Raw genomic sequence first — 18640 nt, forward strand, 5'->3', positions numbered from 1 at the left:
CGGGATGAGCGGACGAGTCGAAGGGACCGGATGAGCGGATCGGGGTCGAGGGACCTAGCTGCAGCCCGTGGTCGAGCCGCAGTTCACGCACTTGTAGCAGGCGCCGTTCCGCACCGTGATCGACCCGCAGGTCGGGCAGGGCGGGGCGTCGGTGTCGGTGACGTGCGCGCCGTTGACGCCGTTCGACCCGTTCATCGCGCCGTTCGTCGCGGGCAGCGACCTCACCACCACGGTCTGCTCCGACGAGCCGTGGCGCGCCGGCGCCTGGCCGGGCGTCATGAGCGGCGGCGGCGACACCACCGAGCCCTCCTCGCTGGGCAGGAACTTCAGCGCCAGCCAGCGGAAGATGTAGTCGGTGACCGACTTCGCGATGGGGATGTCCGGGTTGCCGGTGAAGCCGGACGGCTCGTAGCGCGTGTGGCTGAACTTGTCGCAGAGCACCTTCAGCGGCACGCCGTACTGCAGCGCCATCGAGATGCCGGTGGCGAAGCTGTCCATCAGGCCCGAGACCACCGAGCCCTCCTTCGCCATGGTGATGAACACCTCGCCGGGCGCCCCGTCGTCGTACATGCCGACGGTCATGTAGCCCTCGTGGCCGCCGATCGAGAACTTGTGCGTGATCGAGCGGCGCTCGTCCGGCAGGCGGCGGCGGGCGAGGCGCGGCTCCGTCGCGTCCTTCTTCTCCTCCTCCTCCTTGCCGGTGTTGAGCGGCTGGCTCCGCTTGCAGCCGTCGCGGTAGATGGCGACCGCCTTCAGGCCGAGCTTCCAGGACTCGAGGTAGGCGTTCTCGATGTCCTGCGGCGTCGCGGAGGTCGGCATGTTGACCGTCTTCGAGATCGCCCCGGACAGGAACGGCTGGACCGCGCCCATCATGCGGATGTGGCCCATGTAGTGGATCGAGCGGGTGCCGTTCCGCGCCTTGAAGGCGCAGTCGAACACCGCGGCGTGCTCGGGGCGGAGCCCGGGGGCGCCCTCGATCGTCTCCACCTCGTCGATGAACTGCAGGACGGAGGTGATCTCCTCGGAGGAGTAGCCGAGCTTCTGCAGCGCGAGCGGGACCGTGTTGTTCACGATCTTGAGCATCCCGCCGCCCACCAGCTTCTTGTACTTCACGAGCGCGATGTCGGGCTCGATGCCGGTGGTGTCGCAGTCCATCATGAAGCCGATGGTGCCGGTGGGCGCGAGCACGGTGACCTGGCCGTTGCGGTAGCCGCTCTCCATGCCCTGGCGGAGCGCGTCGCCCCAGGCGTCGCGCGCGGCCGCGAGCAGGCCGGGCTCGACCAGCGTCGGGTCGACGAGGTCGACGTGCTGCGCGTGCTTTCGGATCACGCCGAGGAACGGGTCGCGGTTCTTCTCGTACCCGGCGAACGGGCCCATCCGGTCGGCGATGCGGGCGCTCATCGCGTACGCCTCGCCGGTCATGAGCGCGGTGATGGCCGCGGCGCAGGCCCGGCCCCCGTCGGAGTCGTAGGGCAGGCCGCTCGCCATGAGGAGGGCGCCGAGGTTCGCGTAGCCGAGCCCGAGCGGCCGGTACTCCTCGCTGTTCTTGCCGATGGCCGGGGTGGGGTACTTGGCGTTCGAGACCAGGATCTCCTGCGCCAGGATGGTGAGGTCCACCGCCCGCTTGAACGACTCGACGTCGAAGCCGCCCTCGATCGAGCGGAAGTGCATCAGGTTCAGCGACGCCAGGTTGCAGGCCGAGTCGTCGAGGAACATGTACTCCGAGCACGGGTTGGACGCGTTGATGCGGTCCGTGTTCGGGCAGGGGTGCCAGGCGTTGATGGTGGTGTCGAACTGCATGCCCGGGTCGCCGCAGAGCCAGGCGGCCTCGGTGATCTGGCGCATCAGGTCGCGGGCGCGGATCGTCTCGAGCGCCTCGCCGTCGGTGCGGGCGGTGAGCTTCCACTCGCGGTCCTCGAGCACCGCGCGCATGAACGCGTCGGTGACGCGGACCGAGTGGTTGGCGTTCTGGAAGAAGACCGAGTCGTAGGCGCCGCCGCGCACGTTGAAGCCGCCGTCGTAGCCGGCCTCGATGAGCGCCCAGGCCTTCTTCTCCTCGTCGGCCTTGCAGTTCACGAACTCGACCACGTCCGGGTGATCCACGTCGAGGATCACCATCTTGGCGGCGCGGCGGGTCTTGCCCCCCGACTTGATGACGCCGGCGAAGGCGTCGAAGCCGCGCATGAACGAGACCGGGCCGGACGCCTCGCCGCCGCCGGACAGCCGCTCCTTGGAGGAGCGGATCTTGGAGAGGTTGGAGCCGGTGCCGGACCCGTACTTGAAGAGCATGCCCTCGGTGTGGGCGAGCTTCAGGATCGAGTCCATCGAGTCGCCGACCGCGTTGATGAAGCACGCGGAGCACTGCGGGTGCTCCTCCACGCCGACGTTGAACCACACCGGCGAGTTGAAGCTCATCTTCTGCCGGTAGATGAGGTGCGCGAGCTCGGCCTCGAACGCCACGGCGTCGCCCTCGGTCGCGAAGTAGCCGTCCTTGCGGCCCCAGGCGCCGATGGTCTGGACCACCCGGGAGACCAGCTGGCGGACCGAGCGCTCGCGCGCCGGGGTGCCGAGCTGGCCGCGGAAGTACTTGGAGGCGACGACGTTCGTCGCGAGGAGGGACCAGCTCTTCGGGACCTCGACGTCCTTCTGCTCGAAGATGGTCGCGCCGCCCTCGCCGGTGATCGCGGCGGTCCGCGTCTCCCAGGCGAGCTCCTCGGCCGGATCGACGCCGGGGGTGGTGAAGTACCGCTCGACCGAGAGGCCCTTCTTCGCGAGCTTCTTGGCGGACTTGGACGCCCGCGGCCTGTGACCCGTGACTTCGCGCTCCATCATCGCTTTCCACCTCCCGCTCGAGACCGTCCCCCGGTCCGAGGCAAACGCCTTCCCCATACGGGTGCCGATATCGGCGCCCGCTCATGACCTTTCCTCCGGCCGGCCCGCGTCAGTGAACCGGAGGTCTACCTAATCGCGATGGTCTGACATGAACGCCGGCTTCGCCCCCAAGCCGGCAGAAGGATTGCTTGTTCTTCGCACCCACCCCGCCACCATCCCGCCCGTCCTTCCCGCTCCGCGCCCCCGCGGAACGAGAAGACATGCTAGCAAGCGCCGGCCGAGTGTCAACGCCTGACCACAACATATGGTGGGGTACATGTATATCAACACAAGATACGGATATTTCTGAGCCGAAGTCCCAGGAGGGTGTCCAACGGTTGGTGAAGGCCCGGGCCGATATCGCCCGGAAGCGGGAGGTGCCGGCGCGGGGACCGCCGCCGTGGTCCCCCCGGCGCCGCCGTGTTAAAAGCCTGCCGCCCCGATGGCCGAAAAGAACTCACACATCCGCAACTTCTCCATCATCGCCCACATCGATCACGGGAAGTCCACGCTCGCCGATCGCCTGCTCGAGCACACCGGGACCGTCACCAAGCGCGAGGCCCAGGCCCAGTTCCTCGACAACATGGAGCTGGAGCGGGAGCGCGGGATCACGATCAAGGCCCAGACCGTCCGCATGAAGTACCGGGCGAACGACGGCCGCGACTACGAGCTGAACCTGATCGACACCCCCGGCCACGTGGACTTCGCGTACGAGGTCTCGCGCTCGATGGCCGCCTGCGAGGGCGCCATCCTGGTGGTGGACGCGACGCAGGGCGTGGAGGCGCAGACGCTCGCGAACGTCTACCAGGCGCTCGACCACGACCTGGAGATCGTCCCGGTCATCAACAAGATCGACCTCCCGTCCGCCGACGTGGAGGGCGTCCGCCACGAGATCGAGGAGGTCATCGGCCTCGACGCGAAGGACGCGGTGCCCGCCTCGGCCAAGGAGGGCGTCGGCATCGGCGAGATCCTCGAGCAGATCGTGCACCGGGTGCCGCCGCCGGAGGGCGACCCCGAGGCGCCGCTGAAGGCGATCGTGTTCGACTCCTGGTACGACTCCTACCGCGGCGTGGTCATGCTGGTACGGGTGTTCGAGGGCACCGTCCGCCCCAAGCAGAAGATCCGGCTCTGGTCGAACCGCAAGGAGTTCGAGGTCCAGGAGCTGGGCGTCTTCGCGCCGTTCGCGAAGGCCGTCGGCGAGCTGCAGGCCGGCGAGGTGGGCGTGGTGGTCGCGAACGTGAAGGACGTCCACGACGCCAAGGTGGGCGACACCATCACCGACGCGGCCCGGCCGACGGAGGAGCCGTTCCCCGGCTTCAAGGTCGTGAAGCCGATGGTGTTCTCCGGCGTCTTCCCCATCGAGGCGGCCGACTACGAGCAGCTCCGCGACGCGCTGGAGAAGCTCTCGCTCAACGACTCGGCCTTCACCTACGAGCCGGAGACCTCGCAGGCGCTCGGCTTCGGGTTCCGCTGCGGCTACCTCGGGCTGCTGCACATGGAGATCGTGCAGGAGCGGCTCGAGCGCGAGTACCAGCTCGCTCATCACCACCGCGCCGTCGGTGGTGTACCGGGTGACCGACACCACCGGCGCGGTGGAGGAGATCGACAACCCCGCCAAGCTGCCGCCGGTGCAGAAGATCGCGAAGCTGGAGGAGCCGCACCTCACCTGCCACATCCACGCCCGCACCGAGGACGTGGGCGCCATCCTGAAGCTGTGCCAGGAGCGGCGGGGCGTGCAGCGCGACCTGAAGTACCTCGGCACCAAGCGCGTCCAGATCACCTACGACATCCCGCTCGCCGAGGTGGTGTTCGACTTCTTCGACAAGCTGAAGAGCGTCTCGCGCGGCTACGCCTCGCTCGACTACGAGCTGAAGGGCTACGAGGAGGCGGACCTCGTCAAGCTCGACATCCTCATCAACGGCGAGCCGGTGGACGCGCTCTCGGTCATCGTCCACCGCGAGCGCGCGTACCAGCGCGGGCGCGACCTCTGCCAGCGGCTGCGCGAGGTGATCCCGAAGCAGATGTACGAGGTGGCCATACAGGCGGCCATCGGCGCCAAGGTGATCGCCCGTGAGACGGTGAAGGCCTTCCGCAAGAACGTCCTCGCGAAGTGCTACGGTGGCGACATCTCGCGCAAGCGCAAGCTCCTCGAGAAGCAGAAGGAGGGCAAGAAGCGCATGAAGCAGGTGGGCTCCGTGGAGATCCCGCAGGAGGCGTTCCTCGCGGTCCTGAAGGTGGAGGAGTAGGGCCGCCGTGGCGGACGCCGCCCGCCTCGCGCGCGCGCGCCGCGACGCGCTCCGCTTCGCGCGCGACGCCCGCCGGCTGGCCGCCCGGCACCGCCGCGTCCTGGGCGACGCGCGCGGCGCCGTGGACGCGGCCGCCGGCGAGGTGACCGCCGCCGCGCGAGGCGGCGAGCCGGAGGCGCTCTCCGCCGCGCTCCGCAGGCTGGACGCGCTCTGGGAGGAGCACCTGGCCGCCCGGGTGAAGCCCTGGTGGCGCGAGTACGCGGAGTCCATCGCGCTCGCGGTGGTCCTGGCGCTCCTGGTCCGCGCGTTCGTCCTCGACGCGTTCCGGATCCCGTCCGGCTCGATGGTCCCGACGCTGGTGGTCGGCGACTACATCTTCGTCTCCAAGGTCGCCTACGCGGTGCGGCTCCCGTTCACGCACCTGCGCCTGGTCGAGACCGGCGCGCCGCGGCGCGGGGACGTCATCGTCTTCGAGAACCCGCGCGACCCGACCAGCGACTACGTGAAGCGGGTGGTGGGCGTCCCGGGCGACGTCATCGAGATCCGGGAGCAGGTCCTGTTCGTGAACGGCGTGCCGCAGCCGCGCGCGGCGGCCGGCGAGTACGCCTACGCCGAGCGGAGCCCGTCCACCGGCGAGCCGCTCGCCGAGAGCTGCCGGCGCTACCGCGAGGCGCTCGCCAAGGGGCCCATCCTCCCGCCCCGGGGCGATCTCCCCGGCGACGCCGAGACGAGCTGGCAGGCGGCCGCCGCCGACGGCGTGGCGAGCTACGACGTCCTCCAGTGCCGGCGGGCGCGGCTCGCCTCGCGCGAGGGGCCGTTCGAGGTGGTCCGGCCCGGGCACGTGTTCGTGATGGGCGACAACCGCGATCTCTCGGCCGACAGCCGGGGGATGGGCGGGTGGCAGGTCCCGGTCGGCCACATCCGCGGCCGCGCCGCGCTGGTCTTCTGGAGCTGGGGGGACGGGGGCCTGTGGCCGCGGGGCGCAGGCGGGCTCCGGCTCGACCGGCTTTTCAAACCCATCGACTAGCGCTAGAAACACCCCCTGATGCCCAGCCTCTCCCCGTCCTCCCTGCCGCGCTCCGCGCGCGGGCAGATCACGTGGGTCACGGCCGCGATCCTCGCCGCGCTGCTCGGCGGCGGCTACCTGGCGTGGGTCTGGGTGCCCGTCTACATCGTGGACTTCCAGGCGCGCCAGGTGGTGCGCGACTTCATGAACCGCGCCGTCAAGGACCGGAACGACGACCGGCTGCGCGCCGACATGATCCGGCGCCTGGAGATGCTCGCCACCGACCAGATCGTGGACGAGCGCGGCGAGCCGGCCACGGTGCCGGCGGTGACGGTCGCGCCCGCCGACCTGGTCTGGGAGCGCGACACCAGCGGCGCGGCGCCCACGCTGCACGTGGCGTTCGAGTACGTGCGCCTGGTGGAGCTGCCGTACCTGGATCGCACCGTGGAGAAGACGTTCACGGTGGACTTCACGCAGGACATCTCCATCCCGGACTGGGGACCATCGCGGTAGGGGGGCGCATGAACGCTGCGGAGATCGAACGAGCGGTACGACGCCTGGGCCGCGACATCGCGGAGCGCGCCCGCGCGGCGGGGGCGGCCGGCGACGTCGCCATCGTGGGCATCCGGCGGGGCGGGGTGCACCTCGCCCAGCGGCTCCGCCGCGAGCTGGCGCGGGAGCTCGGCGCCGAGCCGCCGCTCGGGACGCTGGACATCGCGCTCTACCGCGACGACCTCGCCGAGAAGGGCGCGGCCCCGGTGATCGGCCCGACCGACGTGCGCTTCCCGGTGCAGGGCAAGACCCTGGTGCTGGTGGACGACGTGCTCTACACCGGCCGCACGGTGCGCGCGGCGCTCGACGAGATCGTCGACTTCGGCCGCCCGCGCCGCGTCTGGCTGGCGGTGCTGGTGGACCGCGGCGGCCGCGAGCTGCCCATCTCGGCCGACTTCGCCGGCGCGCGGCTGGAGGTCTCGGATCAGGACGACGTGCAGGTGCGCCTGGTGGAGTCGGGCGCGCCCGAGGACGCGGTGGTGGTCAAGCCGAGGAGGGCGCCGTGATCGGTCGACACAAGCACTGCATCGCGCTGGAGGACTTCTCCCGCGAGGAGATCCTCGAGGTCATCGACCTCGCCGTCTCCATGAAGGAGGTCCTGCAGCGGCCCATCAAGAAGGTCCCGAGCCTGCGCGGCAAGATGGTGGTGAACCTGTTCTTCGAGGCGTCCACCCGGACCCGCAGCTCCTTCGAGACGGCCGCCAAGATCCTGTCCGCCGACGCGCTCAACTGGACCTCGTCGTCCTCCTCGGTCACCAAGGGCGAGACGCTGGTGGACACGGCGAAGAACCTCGAGGCGATGCGCCCCGACGTGCTGGTGATCCGGCACTCGGCCGGCGGCGCGCCCAGGCTCGTGGCCGAGCACGTCGGCTGCTCGGTGGTCTCCGCCGGCGACGGCGCGCACGAGCACCCGAGCCAGGGGCTCCTCGACTGCTTCACGCTGCGGGAGAAGCTCGGCACGCTGGAGGGCAAGACCGTCGCCATCGTGGGCGACGTCAGCCACTCGCGCGTGGCCCGCTCCGACCTGCACGCGTTCCCGAAGCTGGGCGCGAAGGTCCGGCTGTGCGGGCCGCCCACCATGATGCCGGCCGGCGTCGAGCGGCTGGGCGCCACCGTCCACACCGACCTGAAGGAGGCGGTGGACGGCGCGGACGCGGTCATCATGCTGCGCATCCAGCACGAGCGCATCGGCGACCCGCTCATCCCGGGGACGCGCGAGTACTCGAAGGTCTGGGGCCTGAACGCGAAGAAGGCGGCCGACTGGCTGAAGCCCTCCTGCGTGATCCTGCACCCCGGCCCCATCAACCGCGGGGTGGAGCTCTCCCCCGAGGTGGCGGACGGGCCCCGCTCGGTGATCCTGGACCAGGTGCAGAACGGGGTGGCGGTCCGGATGGCGATCCTGTACCTGCTCGCGGGCGGCGCGGGCGAGGAGGCCAGGGCGTGACGGCGCGGCTCGGGACGGGAGGCAGGCGCGATGTCTGACGTGCTCTTCATCGAGGGCGGGCGGGTCATCGACCCGGCGAGCGGCGTGGACGGCGTCCGCACCGTGGTGATCCGCGACGGCAAGGTGGCCGAGGTGGCGGAGCGGGTGGAGCGCCCGCGCGACGCCCGCGCCGTCGACGCGCGGAACCGGTGGGTCACCCCGGGCTTCGTGGACCTGCACGTCCACCTGCGCGAGCCGGGGCAGGAGTACAAGGAGACCGTCGCGACCGGCGCGCGGGCGGCGGTGGCGGGCGGCTTCACGGCCGTCTGCGCCATGCCGAACACGAAGCCGGTGAACGACTGCGCCGCGGTGACCGAGCTCGTGCTCGCGCGCGCCGCGGCGGCCGGGCTGGCGCGCGTCTACCCGGTGGGCGCCATCTCCAAGGGCTCGAACGGCGAGGAGCTGGCCGAGTACGGCGAGCTGAAGGCCTCGGGCTGCGTGGCGCTCTCGGACGACGGGCGGCCGGTGATGTCGTCGGCGCTCATGCGCCGCGCGCTCGAGTACGCGCGCGCCTTCGGCCTGCCGCTCACCGTGCACGAGGAGGACCTGCACCTCGTCGGCAAGGGCGTGATGCACGAGGGCGCCGCCGCGACGCGGCTCGGCCTGAAGGGCATCCCGTCCCAGGCCGAGGACGTGATGGTGCTCCGCGACATCGCGCTGGTGGAGCTCACCGGCGGGCGGCTGCACGTCGCCCACGTCAGCACCGCCGGCGCGGTCCGCGCCATCCGCGAGGCGAAGCGCCGCGGGCTGCCGGTGACCGGCGAGGTCACCCCGCACCACCTCGCGCTCAGCGACGAGGACGTGGCCGCGTCCGGCTACTCGACCGACTTCAAGATGAACCCGCCGCTCCGCGCGGCGGAGGACGTCCGCGCCTGCCGCGAGGGGCTCGCCGACGGCACGCTCGACGCCATCGCCACCGATCACGCGCCGCACTCGGCCGTGGAGAAGGACGTGGAGTTCGACGCCGCCGCGAACGGCATCGTCGGGCTCGAGACCGCGTTCTCGGTGTGCCTGGGCCTGGTGCGGGAGGGCGCGCTGACCGAGCGCCGGCTCGTCGAGGCGCTCACCGCGGGGCCGGCCAGGGTCTTCGGGCTGCCCGGTGGCACGCTGGCGCGCGGCGCCGCCGCGGACGTGGCGGTGCTCGACCCCGCCGCCGAGTGGACGCTGGACCCGGCGCGGCTGCAGTCGAAGGGCCGCAACACGCCGTGGAAGGGAAGGCGGCTCGCCGGGCGTTGCACGCACACGATCGTGGGTGGCCGGATCGTCCACGAGGAGGGCAAGGCAGACCGATGAAGCAGGCGATCCTGGCGCTGGCGGACGGCACCACCTTCGAGGGGTTCTCGCTCGGCGCGACCGGCGAGGCCACGGGGGAGGTCGTCTTCAACACCTCCATGACCGGATACCAGGAGATCCTGACCGACCCGTCGTACGTCGATCAGATGATCTGCATGACGTATCCGGAGCAGGGGAACTACGGCGTGAACCGCGCCGACGAGGAGTCCGCGCGCCCGCACGCCACCGGCTTCATCGTCCGCCACGCCGCCGAGGAGCCGTCGAGCTTCCGCGCGGAGCAGAGCCTGCACGGCTACCTCGCGGCGCACGGCATCGTCGGGATCACCGGCATCGACACCCGGCGGCTCACGCGGCACATCCGCACCGCCGGCGCGCAGATGGGCGTCATCGCCACCGAGGGGAGCGCCCGGGCGCTGGTGGAGCGGGCGCGCGCGCTGCCCGGGATGGAGGGGCAGGACCTCGCCACCCGCATCTCCACCGCGGCGCCGTACGAGTGGACCGAGCAGGGCGCCGACTGCTGGACCGACGCCGAGCGCGCGCCGCTCGAGAAGGCGCGCTTCCACGTGGTCGCGTACGACTGGGGCCTGAAGCGGGCCATGCTCCGGCTGCTCGCCCAGGCCGGCTGCCGCGTCACGGTGGTGCCGTCGCGCACCAGCGCGGCCGAGGCGCTGGCGCTCCGCCCGGACGGCGTGTTCCTCACCAACGGCCCGGGCGACCCGGCCGCCGTGACCGGCGCGCGCGAGACGGTGGCGGCGCTGCTCGGCAAGGTGCCGGTGTTCGGCATCTGCCTCGGCCACCAGATCCTGGCGCTCGCCATCGGGGCGCGCACCTACAAGCTCAAGTTCGGCCACCGCGGCGCGAACCAGCCGGTGAAGGAGCTCGACACGGGCAAGGTGGACATCACCGCCCAGAACCACGGCTTCGCCGTGGACGACGCCAGCCTGGGCAAGCGCGCCCGCGTCACCCACGTGAACCTGAACGACGGGACGGTGGAGGGCATCGAGGTGCTCGACGCGCCCGCCTTCAGCGTCCAGTACCACCCGGAGTCGTCGCCCGGGCCGCACGACGCGCGCCCGCTGTTCGCGCGCTTCGTGGCGATGATGGAGCGGTCTCGATGACGCTGCAGCTGCTGCACGAGCGCCTGCTCGCCTGGGCCACCGACGGGGCGCGCAAGGAGGAGCTCCTCGCCGCGCGCCGGTTCCACTTCGACCGGTACGGCGAGCCGCACGAGGAGGATCGCACCTACGAGCCCCGGCTGAACGGGATGCTCGACTACTACCTCTACGACCACCGGCCCGCGGGCGGCACCGGCACCACCATCGAGCGGTTCATCGAGGCCGAGGGCCCCTCGCTCTCGCCCGAGGAGCTGGCCGCCTACCAGGACCTGGCGCGCAACGTCCACGGGCTGTTCGAGGTCCGCAAGATCCGCGACGGCCTGCTGCGGCTCCGGGACGTGTTCACCGCAGGTGACTACGACGTCACCGAGCGGCGCCACGTGGCCGGGCTGGACAAGGGCGACGTGCTGGAGGCGCGGCTGCTCCCGTTCCAGGGCGCGCTCTACTTCTCCGGCGCGTTCCTGTACCACCCGCGCGAGGCGCACAAGGCGATCCACGCCGAGGTGAAGCGCCTGCGCAAGGCGGCCGGCAAGGGCGGCACGGTGGACGTGAAGGAGTTCCTGGCGACGCTCTCGCGCATGGCGTTCAAGCTGGAGCGCTACCGGAACGTCCGGCTCGAGTCGATCTACGACTTCGCCGCGGAGTCGCGCCTGCCCACGCCGCGCCCGGCGCGCCCGCCCGGCGAGCCGAGCGCCCAGTAGCGCGGCCGCTACATCCGCTGCGGCTCCCCGCCCTCGCGCGCGGCCGCCCGCTGGCGCGCCCGGTCCACCTCGTCCGGCGACAGGCCGGACTCGTCCATCACCCGGCGGCTGGTGAAGATGGGCGCGCCGGCCGAGACCGCCAGCGCCACCGACTCCGAGGCCGCGCCGGGGAGCTCGAGGCGGCGGGCGCCCTGCGTCAGCCGAACCCGCGCGCCGCCCGGGCCCTCGTCCGCCGACGCGATCTCCACCTCGCGCACCCGCCCGCCCAGCGCCCGGATCGTCTCGGCGAGCAGGCCCGGGGCCGCGTCGGCGCGCAGGCGCCGGCCGAGATCCTGGTCCTGCGCGCCCGGCACCACCAGCGGCAGCAGGTTCTTCGCCCCCTTCTCGCGCAGCACCAGGATCGAGGCGGCGCCCTCCGGCATCGGCAGCACGCCCGCCACCTCCAGCTCGACGCGCGCCGAGGGCGGCGCCGCCGCGTGGGCGGAGATCCCGGCCAGGCCCGTCATGAGCACGAGCCACGGGATGGAGAGAGAGGCGCTGACTCGCATGGACGCTCCCGGTCCGCCGCGGGACCACCTTGAAGGTGGGCTCCGGCGGTCCGCGCGGGCACCGGGGCAGGCGAGGGAGCGGGCTGGCACCGGGAGGGCGCGGGACTTCACGGAGCGCGCCGGAGGCCGCATCTCAGAGGGCGGCGTGGACTTCTCGCTGCTCGACTCGGCGCCCGACGCCATGGTGATCGCCGACGACGCCGGCGCGATCGTCTTCGTGAACGCCCACGCCGAGCGCCTCTTCGGCTACCGGAGCGAGGAGCTGGTGGGCAGGCCGGTGGAGGTGCTGCTCCCGGCGCGCTACCGGACCATGCACCAGGTCCACCGCTCCGCGTACCAGGCCGCGCCGCGCACGCGGCCCATGGGGCTGGGCCTCGACCTGTCCGGGCTGCGTCACGACGGGGCCGAGTTCCCGGCCGAGATCAGCCTGTCGCCGATCCAGGTGGACGGGCGGAGCTGCGTGATGGCGGCGGTGCGCGACGCCACCGAGCGGCGGAAGATCGAGGAGCGCGCCCGGCTCTGGCGGAAGGCGCAGGAGGAGGTGCGCGAGCGCGACGAGTTCCTGTCGGTGGCCTCGCACGAGCTGCGCACGCCGGTCACCGCGCTCCAGCTGCAGCTGCAGCTGCTCCACCGGGCCGCGCTGCGCTCGGGCGAGGGCCTGCCGGCGCCGGTGGTGGAGCGGCTGGAGACGCTCGAGCGGCCGCTGGTGGGCGAGCTGCTCGACGTCTCGCGCATGCGCCTCGGCAAGATCGAGCTCCGGCGCGAGCCGCTCGACCTCGCCGAGGTGGCGCGCGACGCGGCCGGCCACGCCGAGGGCGACCTGGCGCGCTCCGGGTCGAGGCTCGCGCTCGACCTGCAGCCGGTGACCGGCGCCTGGGACCGGACCCGGCTCGAGCAGGTGATCTCGAACCTGCTGGTGAACGCCGCCAAGTTCGGGCAGGGGCGGCCCATCGCGCTGCACGTCGCCGGCGACGACGGCACCGCCCGCGTGCGCGTCAGCGACCAGGGCATCGGCATCGCGCCGGAGCAGCAAGCGCGGGTGTTCGACCGCTTCGCGCGCGCGGTGCCGGCCCAGAACTTCGGCGGGCTCGGGCTGGGGCTCTACATCGCGCGGCAGATCGTGGAGGCGCACGGCGGCACCATCGCGGTGACGAGCGCGCCCGGCGCCGGGGCGACGTTCACGGTGGACCTGCCGCGCCAGCCGCCGGCGCGCGGCCCCGAGGCCCGGCCCGACGCCGGCGCGGAGGAGCCGGAGCCCGGCCAGCTCCACTAGCGCTCCGGCGCGCGCCCGCGCTTGACTCGGCGGACCCGGCGCGCGACGGTCGCGGGCGCCGCCATGCGATGGCTGATCGTGAACGCCGACGACCTCGGCTACGACCCGGAGATCGACCGGGGCATCCTCGAGGCGCACGCGCGCGGGCTGGTCACCAGCGCCACCGCCATGGTCGAGACGCCGTTCGCGGCCGCGGCGCTGGCCCGCGCGCCGCGCTCGCTCGGGATCGGCCTGCACGCCGTCGTCGACCCGGGCGCCGGGCGGGCCGAGGCGGAGGCGGCGCTGCGGCGGCAGCTCGAGCGCTTCGAGGCGCTGCGCGGCGGCGCGCCCACGCACCTCGACAGCCACAAGCACGCGCACGCCGCGCCGGCGGTGCGGGAGGCGTTCTGCGCGGTGGCGGCGGAGCGTGGGCTGCCGCTGCGGTCGCTCGACGCGCCCATGCGCGCGGCGCTCCGCGCGGCGGGGGTGGCGACCGCCGACGCGTTCCTCGGCGACGCGGCACGGCGCCCGGCCTGGACCGAGGACGCGCTCCTCGCGGCGCTCGACGAGGTGGGGGAGGGCGTGACCGAGCTGATGGCGCACCCGGGCCACACCCCGAGCCACGCCCGGACCTCGTTCGGGGCCGAGCGCGAGATCGAGCTCGCGGCGCTCTGCAGCCCCCGCGCACGCGCGCGCGTCGCTGCGCGAAACCTCCGTCTCTGCGGCTGGTCAGCCGTCGGACGCCCTTCTCAGGGGTGACCCGTGGGCGGTCCAACATCGACCGCCATGGTCGTTGTAAAGTGCCGCGAATTCCGAATGTTGGAGCGGTCAGCGCCTTTACACCCCACGCGGCGCGATGCTAAGACCCCGGCTCCACCTCTCCCCACACGCGAGGAAGCTCGTCATGGCGGATGCGAAGCCGGTGGTCCCGAAGGATGGGGCGAAGATCTCGCTCGTCGACGGGAAGCTGAGCGTTCCCGACCGGCCCATCCTGCCGTTCATCGAGGGTGACGGCACCGGCCGCGACATCTGGCGCGCCAGCGTCCGGGTGCTCGACGCGGCGGTGGAGAAGGCCTACCGCGGCCGCCGGAAGATCGCCTGGACCGAGGTCTACGCGGGCGAGAAGGCGTTCACCAAGTTCAACAACTGGCTGCCCGACGAGACGATCCAGGCGTTCCGCGAGTACCTCATCGGCATCAAGGGGCCGCTCACCACGCCCATCGGCGGCGGCATCCGCTCGCTCAACGTCGCGCTGCGCCAGCTCCTCGATCTCTACGTCTGCCTCCGCCCGGTGCGCTGGTTCCGGGGCGTGCCCTCGCCGGTGAAGCGCCCGGAGAAGGTCAACATGGTGATCTTCCGGGAGAACACGGAGGACATCTACGCCGGGATCGAGTGGGAGGCGGGCTCGGAGCAGGCGAAGAAGCTGCTCGCGTTCCTCGAGCAGGAGTTCCCGAAGGAGTACCGGAAGATCCGATTCCCGGCGACGTCCGGGGTGGGCGTGAAGCCGGTCTCGCGCGAGGGGACGGAGCGGCTGGTCCGCGCGGCGCTCGAGTACGCCGTCCGCGAGAAGCGCCGGAGCGTCACCTTCGTGCACAAGGGCAACATCATGAAGTTCACGGAGGGTGCGTTCCGGAACTGGGGCTACGCGCTCGCCGAGCGGGAGTTCGCCGACCGCGTGTACACCTGGGAGCAGTGGGAGCGCACCAAGGCCTCGCGCGGCGAGGAGGCCGCCGCCGCCGAGCAGAAGGCCGCCGTCGCCGAGGGGCGCATCCTGGTCAAGGACGCCATCGCCGACATCACGCTGCAGCAGGTGCTGACCCGGCCCGAGGACTTCGACGTGGTCGCCACGCTCAACCTGAACGGCGACTACCTCTCCGACGCGCTCGCCGCGCAGGTGGGCGGCATCGGCATCGCGCCGGGCGGCAACGCCAACTACGTCACCGGCCACGCCATCTTCGAGGCCACCCACGGCACCGCGCCGAAGTACGCGGACCTCGACAAGGTGAACCCGGGCTCGGTGATCCTCTCCGGCGAGATGATGTTCCGGCACCTCGGCTGGAACGAGGCGGCCGACCTCATCGTCAAGGGCATGGACGGCGCCATCGCCGGCCACCGCGTCACCTACGACTTCGCGCGCCTGATGAAGGCCGAGGGCGTCGCGGACGCGGTCGAGGTGAAGTGCTCCGAGTTCGGCGACGAGATCATCAAGCACATGTAGCGTAGCGGCTTCCCAACCCCGGAGAGACCACATGGCCCAGCGGAAGAAGATCGCGCTCATCGGCGCGGGACAGATCGGCGGCACGCTCGCGCTCCTGGCCGGGCAGAAGGAGCTCGGCGACGTCGTCCTGGTGGACATCATGGAGGGCGTCGCCAAGGGCAAGGCGCTCGACCTGCAGGAGACGCGCGGCGTCGGCAAGTGGGACGTGGACGTGACCGGGGGCGGCACCACCGACTACTCGGTCATCCGCGACGCCGACGTCTGCATCGTGACCGCCGGCGTGCCGCGCAAGCCGGGCATGAGCCGCGAGGATCTCCTGAAGGTGAACCTCGACGCGATCACCAAGGTCGCGCACGGCATCAAGCAGTACGCGCCGAACGCGTTCGTCATCGTCATCACGAACCCGCTCGATTCGATGGTCTACGCCATGTACAAGGTCACCGGCTTCCCCAAGAACCGGGTGGTCGGCATGGCCGGCGTGCTCGACACCGCGCGCTTCCAGTACTTCGTGGGCGACGCGGCCGGGGTCTCGCCGCAGGACGTCCAGGCGATGGTGCTCGGCGGCCACGGCGACGACATGGTCCCGCTGCTCCGCTACTCGTCGGTGGCCGGCGTGCCGCTCACCCGGCTGCTCGACAAGGCCAAGCTCGACGCGATCGTGGAGCGCACGCGCAAGGGCGGGGGAGAGATCGTCGCGCTGCTCGGCACCGGCTCGGCCTTCTACGCGCCGGCCGCCTCGGCGATCGCCATGGCGGAGTCGTACCTGCGCGACAAGAAGCGGGTGCTGCCCTGCTCGGCGCTGCTGGAGGGCCAGTACGGGGTGAAGGGCCTGTTCGTCGGCGTCCCGGTGGTGATCGGCGCCGGCGGCGTGGAGCGGGTGCTCGAGCTCGAGCTGAACGACGACGAGCGCGCCATGCTCCAGCGGTCGGTGGACAGCGTGAAGAAGTCCGTCGCCGAGACCAAGCTGTAGTAGGTTTCTCGGGCCGGTCGTTCGCCCCATCCGGGGACGACCGGCCTTCGTCGTCACCACGAGAGAGCGAGCTCGGCTTGAAGATCCACGAGTACCAGGCGAAGGAAATCCTGCGGAAGTTCGGCGTGGCGGTGCCCCGCGGCTACCTCGCGGTCACGCCGCTCGAGGCGGAGGGCGCGGCGCGCCAGCTCGGCGGCGGCATCAGCGCGGTGAAGGCGCAGATCCACGCGGGCGGCCGCGGCAAGGGCGGCGGCGTGAAGCTGGCCCGCTCGCCGGACGAGGCCCGCCAGCACGCCGAGGCCATGCTCGGCATGATGCTGAAGACCCCGCAGACCGGGCCGGAGGGGCAGGAGGTCCGCAAGGTCTACGTCGAGGAGGGCTGCCGGATCGCCCGCGAGCTGTACCTCGGGATGACGCTGGACCGCGAGATCGGGCGCCTGGCGGTGATGGCCTCGGTCGAGGGCGGCGTGGACATCGAGGAGGTGGCGGCGAAGCACCCCGACAAGATCCTGCGGGAGTGGATCTCGCCGCTGACCGGCCTCATGCCGTTCCAGGCCCGCCGGCTCGCGTTCGGCCTCGGCCTCACCGGCGACTCGGTCACCGCGTTCGTGCGCTTCGCCACCGGCCTGTACAACGCCTACGTGGCCACCGACGCCTCGCTCGCCGAGATCAACCCGCTCGTCATCACGGTGGGCGGCGAGGTGCTCGCGCTCGACGCGAAGATGAACTTCGACGACAACGCGCTCTACCGGCACCCGGACATCGCGGCCATGCGCGATCCGGACGAGGAGGATCCGAAGGAGACGCAGGCCAAGGAGTACGACCTCTCGTACATCGCGCTGGACGGCGACATCGGCTGCATGGTGAACGGCGCCGGCCTGGCCATGGCCACCATGGACGTCATCAAGCTGTCCGGCGGCCAGCCGGCCAACTTCCTCGACGTGGGCGGCGGCGCCGACGAGGACAAGGTCACCGCGGCCTTCAAGATCATCCTCTCCGACCCGCACGTGAAGGCGGTGCTGGTCAACATCTTCGGCGGCATCATGAAGTGCGACGTGATCGCGAACGGCATCGTCGCCGCCGCCAAGCAGGTGGGGCTCTCGATCCCGCTGGTGGTCCGGCTCGAGGGCACCAACGTCGAGCTGGGCAAGGAGATCCTCGCCCACAGCGAGCTGAAGATCATCCCCGCCGACGATCTCGGCGAAGCAGCCCGGAAGGCCGTCCAGGCCGCGCGGGCCGCCTAGATCCAGGTCCATTCGTCGCGCGAGCGGCGGGAGGCACACGCCTTGAGCATCCTCGTAGATCGCAACACCCGGGTCCTCGTCCAGGGCATCACCGGCTCGGCCGGCAGCTTCCACACCGAGCAGATGCTCGCCTACGGCACGAACGTCGTGGCGGGCGTGACGCCCAACCGCGGCGGCACCCGGTTCCAGGGGACGGTCCCGATCTTCCACACGGTCGCGGCGGCGGTGAAGGAGACCGGCGCGAACGCGGCGGCCATCTTCGTGCCGCCCCCGTTCGCCGCCGACGCCATCATCGAGGCGGCCGAGTCGGACATCGAGCTCATCGTGGCGATCACCGAGGGCATCCCGGTGCTCGACATGGTCCGGGTGCGCCGCTACGTCGAGAGCCGCCCGAGGACCCGGCTCGTGGGGCCGAACTGCCCCGGCGTGATCACGCCCGGCCAGTGCAAGATCGGCATCATGCCCGGCCACGTGCACCGGCCCGGCCGCATCGGCGTGGTCTCGCGCTCCGGCACGCTCAACTACGAGGCGGTGAAGCAGCTCAGCGACCTCGGCCTCGGCCAGTCCACCTCGGTGGGCATCGGCGGCGACCCGGTCCACGGCACCGACTTCGTGCAGGCGCTGCAGCTGTTCGAGGACGATCCCGAGACCGACGCGGTCATCATGATCGGCGAGATCGGCGGCGGCGAGGAGGAGAAGGGCGCCGCGTTCGTGCGCGAGCACATGACGAAGCCGGTGGTCGGCTTCATCGCCGGCCGCACCGCGCCGCCGGGCAAGCGCATGGGCCACGCCGGCGCGGTGATCTCGGGCGGCGCCGGCACCGCCGACGCGAAGATGGCGGCCATGCGCGAGGCCGGCATCGTGGTGGTGGACGGGCCGCACCTGCTCGGCCGGGCCATGAAGGACGCGCTGTCGCGGCGCGCCCGTCCCAAGCCCGTCAAGGCGCCGCCCGCCGGCAAGCGGCCGGCCGCCCCCGCGCCCGGCAAGAAGGGCGCCGGCGCGCGCAGCGCCGCGCCGTCGCAGCGCGGCGGCAAGGCGCTCAAGAAGGCTGCCAAGGGGGAGCGCGACTAGCGCGCCCCCGAGGATCCAGGGACGCTCGCGCCCCCGTGCTCACGGTGAGCCGGGGGCGCGGCTTTCCCGC

The 18640-nt window shown here is 71.9% G+C and carries 15 protein-coding genes and 1 pseudogene; 14 read left to right on the top strand and 2 right to left on the bottom strand.

From position 1 onward, the window contains the following. Positions 1-54: 54 nt before the first annotated feature. The gene (locus tag ACOQFB_RS09995) at positions 55-2832 is read right to left on the bottom strand and encodes a vitamin B12-dependent ribonucleotide reductase (protein WP_082100178.1); all 2778 of its coding nucleotides are present in this window, start codon (positions 2830-2832) and stop codon (positions 55-57) included. Between the two features lie 481 nt (positions 2833-3313). On the opposite strand from ACOQFB_RS09995, the pseudogene lepA reads away from it, so the two are divergent. From lepA to ACOQFB_RS10035, 8 genes and pseudogenes are all read left to right on the top strand, one after another. Further along, positions 3314-5117, top strand: a pseudogene (lepA, locus tag ACOQFB_RS10000) (translation elongation factor 4). A 7-nt stretch (positions 5118-5124) separates the two neighbouring features. Beyond that, a complete protein-coding gene (gene lepB / locus ACOQFB_RS10005; protein WP_059437205.1) occupies positions 5125-6144 on the top strand; it encodes a signal peptidase I in 1020 nt (339 codons plus the stop codon). Positions 6145-6162: 18 nt separating this feature from the next. After that, positions 6163-6636, top strand: coding sequence for a hypothetical protein (locus ACOQFB_RS10010; RefSeq protein WP_059437206.1), 474 nt, complete (start codon positions 6163-6165; stop codon positions 6634-6636). An 8-nt stretch (positions 6637-6644) separates the two neighbouring features. Next, positions 6645-7181 (top strand): bifunctional pyr operon transcriptional regulator/uracil phosphoribosyltransferase PyrR, encoded by a 537-nt coding sequence (pyrR, locus tag ACOQFB_RS10015; RefSeq protein WP_059437207.1) that lies wholly within the window; start codon positions 6645-6647, stop codon positions 7179-7181. Continuing rightward, positions 7178-8119 carry an aspartate carbamoyltransferase catalytic subunit gene (locus tag ACOQFB_RS10020; protein WP_082100179.1) on the top strand — a complete coding sequence of 314 codons (942 nt, stop codon included), beginning with the start codon at positions 7178-7180 and terminating at the stop codon, positions 8117-8119. The genes pyrR and ACOQFB_RS10020 overlap by 4 nt, the downstream gene beginning before the upstream one ends. Positions 8120-8149: 30 nt before the next feature. Next, positions 8150-9451, top strand: a complete 1302-nt coding sequence (locus ACOQFB_RS10025) for a dihydroorotase (RefSeq protein ID WP_059437208.1) — start codon at positions 8150-8152, stop codon at positions 9449-9451. Further along, complete coding sequence (gene carA, locus ACOQFB_RS10030; RefSeq protein ID WP_421610554.1) at positions 9448-10569, top strand: glutamine-hydrolyzing carbamoyl-phosphate synthase small subunit; 1122 nt, start codon at positions 9448-9450, stop codon at positions 10567-10569. The genes ACOQFB_RS10025 and carA overlap by 4 nt, the downstream gene beginning before the upstream one ends. Beyond that, positions 10566-11267: a DUF7986 domain-containing protein gene (locus ACOQFB_RS10035; protein WP_059437210.1), complete on the top strand. Its 702-nt coding sequence runs from the start codon at positions 10566-10568 to the stop codon at positions 11265-11267. The genes carA and ACOQFB_RS10035 overlap by 4 nt, the downstream gene beginning before the upstream one ends. An 8-nt stretch (positions 11268-11275) precedes the next feature. Here ACOQFB_RS10035 and ACOQFB_RS10040 read toward each other — a convergent pair whose 3' ends face one another. Beyond that, entirely contained in the window at positions 11276-11815 is a 540-nt protein-coding gene (locus tag ACOQFB_RS10040) for a bifunctional nuclease family protein (RefSeq protein WP_421610553.1), read from the bottom strand. A gap of 145 nt (positions 11816-11960) precedes the next feature. On the opposite strand from ACOQFB_RS10040, the gene ACOQFB_RS10045 reads away from it, so the two are divergent. The 6 genes from ACOQFB_RS10045 (at position 11961) to sucD (ending at position 18570) form a co-directional block, all read left to right on the top strand. Then, the gene (locus ACOQFB_RS10045; protein WP_421610552.1) at positions 11961-13088 is read left to right on the top strand and encodes a PAS domain-containing sensor histidine kinase; all 1128 of its coding nucleotides are present in this window, start codon (positions 11961-11963) and stop codon (positions 13086-13088) included. 63 nt (positions 13089-13151) lie between these two features. Next, complete coding sequence (locus tag ACOQFB_RS10050) at positions 13152-13826, top strand: carbohydrate deacetylase (RefSeq protein WP_059437213.1); 675 nt, start codon at positions 13152-13154, stop codon at positions 13824-13826. 145 nt (positions 13827-13971) lie between these two features. Then, positions 13972-15285: an NADP-dependent isocitrate dehydrogenase gene (gene icd, locus ACOQFB_RS10055; RefSeq protein ID WP_421610551.1), complete on the top strand. Its 1314-nt coding sequence runs from the start codon at positions 13972-13974 to the stop codon at positions 15283-15285. A 31-nt stretch (positions 15286-15316) separates the two neighbouring features. Beyond that, positions 15317-16255 carry a malate dehydrogenase gene (gene mdh, locus ACOQFB_RS10060; RefSeq protein WP_011420682.1) on the top strand — a complete coding sequence of 313 codons (939 nt, stop codon included), beginning with the start codon at positions 15317-15319 and terminating at the stop codon, positions 16253-16255. 77 nt (positions 16256-16332) lie between these two features. Continuing rightward, positions 16333-17499, top strand: a complete 1167-nt coding sequence (gene sucC, locus ACOQFB_RS10065) for an ADP-forming succinate--CoA ligase subunit beta (protein ID WP_059437215.1) — start codon at positions 16333-16335, stop codon at positions 17497-17499. A gap of 42 nt (positions 17500-17541) precedes the next feature. Next, positions 17542-18570 (top strand): succinate--CoA ligase subunit alpha, encoded by a 1029-nt coding sequence (gene sucD / locus ACOQFB_RS10070; protein ID WP_059437216.1) that lies wholly within the window; start codon positions 17542-17544, stop codon positions 18568-18570. The last annotated feature ends 70 nt before the right edge of the window (positions 18571-18640 follow it).

Origin of the sequence: Anaeromyxobacter sp. Red801, from assembly GCF_049201065.2 — a bacterium.
In the GTDB taxonomy this organism is placed as follows: Bacteria; Myxococcota; Myxococcia; order Myxococcales; family Anaeromyxobacteraceae; genus Anaeromyxobacter.

Coding starts and splice junctions, on each gene's coding strand:
- ACOQFB_RS09995 (WP_082100178.1), bottom strand. CDS start 2,832: ATGATGGAGCGCGAAGTCACGGGTCACAGGCCGCGGGCGTCCAAGTCC.
- ACOQFB_RS10010 (WP_059437206.1), top strand. CDS start 6,163: ATGCCCAGCCTCTCCCCGTCCTCCCTGCCGCGCTCCGCGCGCGGGCAG.
- pyrR (WP_059437207.1), top strand. CDS start 6,645: ATGAACGCTGCGGAGATCGAACGAGCGGTACGACGCCTGGGCCGCGAC.
- ACOQFB_RS10025 (WP_059437208.1), top strand. CDS start 8,150: ATGTCTGACGTGCTCTTCATCGAGGGCGGGCGGGTCATCGACCCGGCG.
- carA (WP_421610554.1), top strand. CDS start 9,448: ATGAAGCAGGCGATCCTGGCGCTGGCGGACGGCACCACCTTCGAGGGG.
- ACOQFB_RS10035 (WP_059437210.1), top strand. CDS start 10,566: ATGACGCTGCAGCTGCTGCACGAGCGCCTGCTCGCCTGGGCCACCGAC.
- ACOQFB_RS10040 (WP_421610553.1), bottom strand. CDS start 11,815: ATGCGAGTCAGCGCCTCTCTCTCCATCCCGTGGCTCGTGCTCATGACG.
- ACOQFB_RS10050 (WP_059437213.1), top strand. CDS start 13,152: ATGCGATGGCTGATCGTGAACGCCGACGACCTCGGCTACGACCCGGAG.
- icd (WP_421610551.1), top strand. CDS start 13,972: ATGGCGGATGCGAAGCCGGTGGTCCCGAAGGATGGGGCGAAGATCTCG.
- mdh (WP_011420682.1), top strand. CDS start 15,317: ATGGCCCAGCGGAAGAAGATCGCGCTCATCGGCGCGGGACAGATCGGC.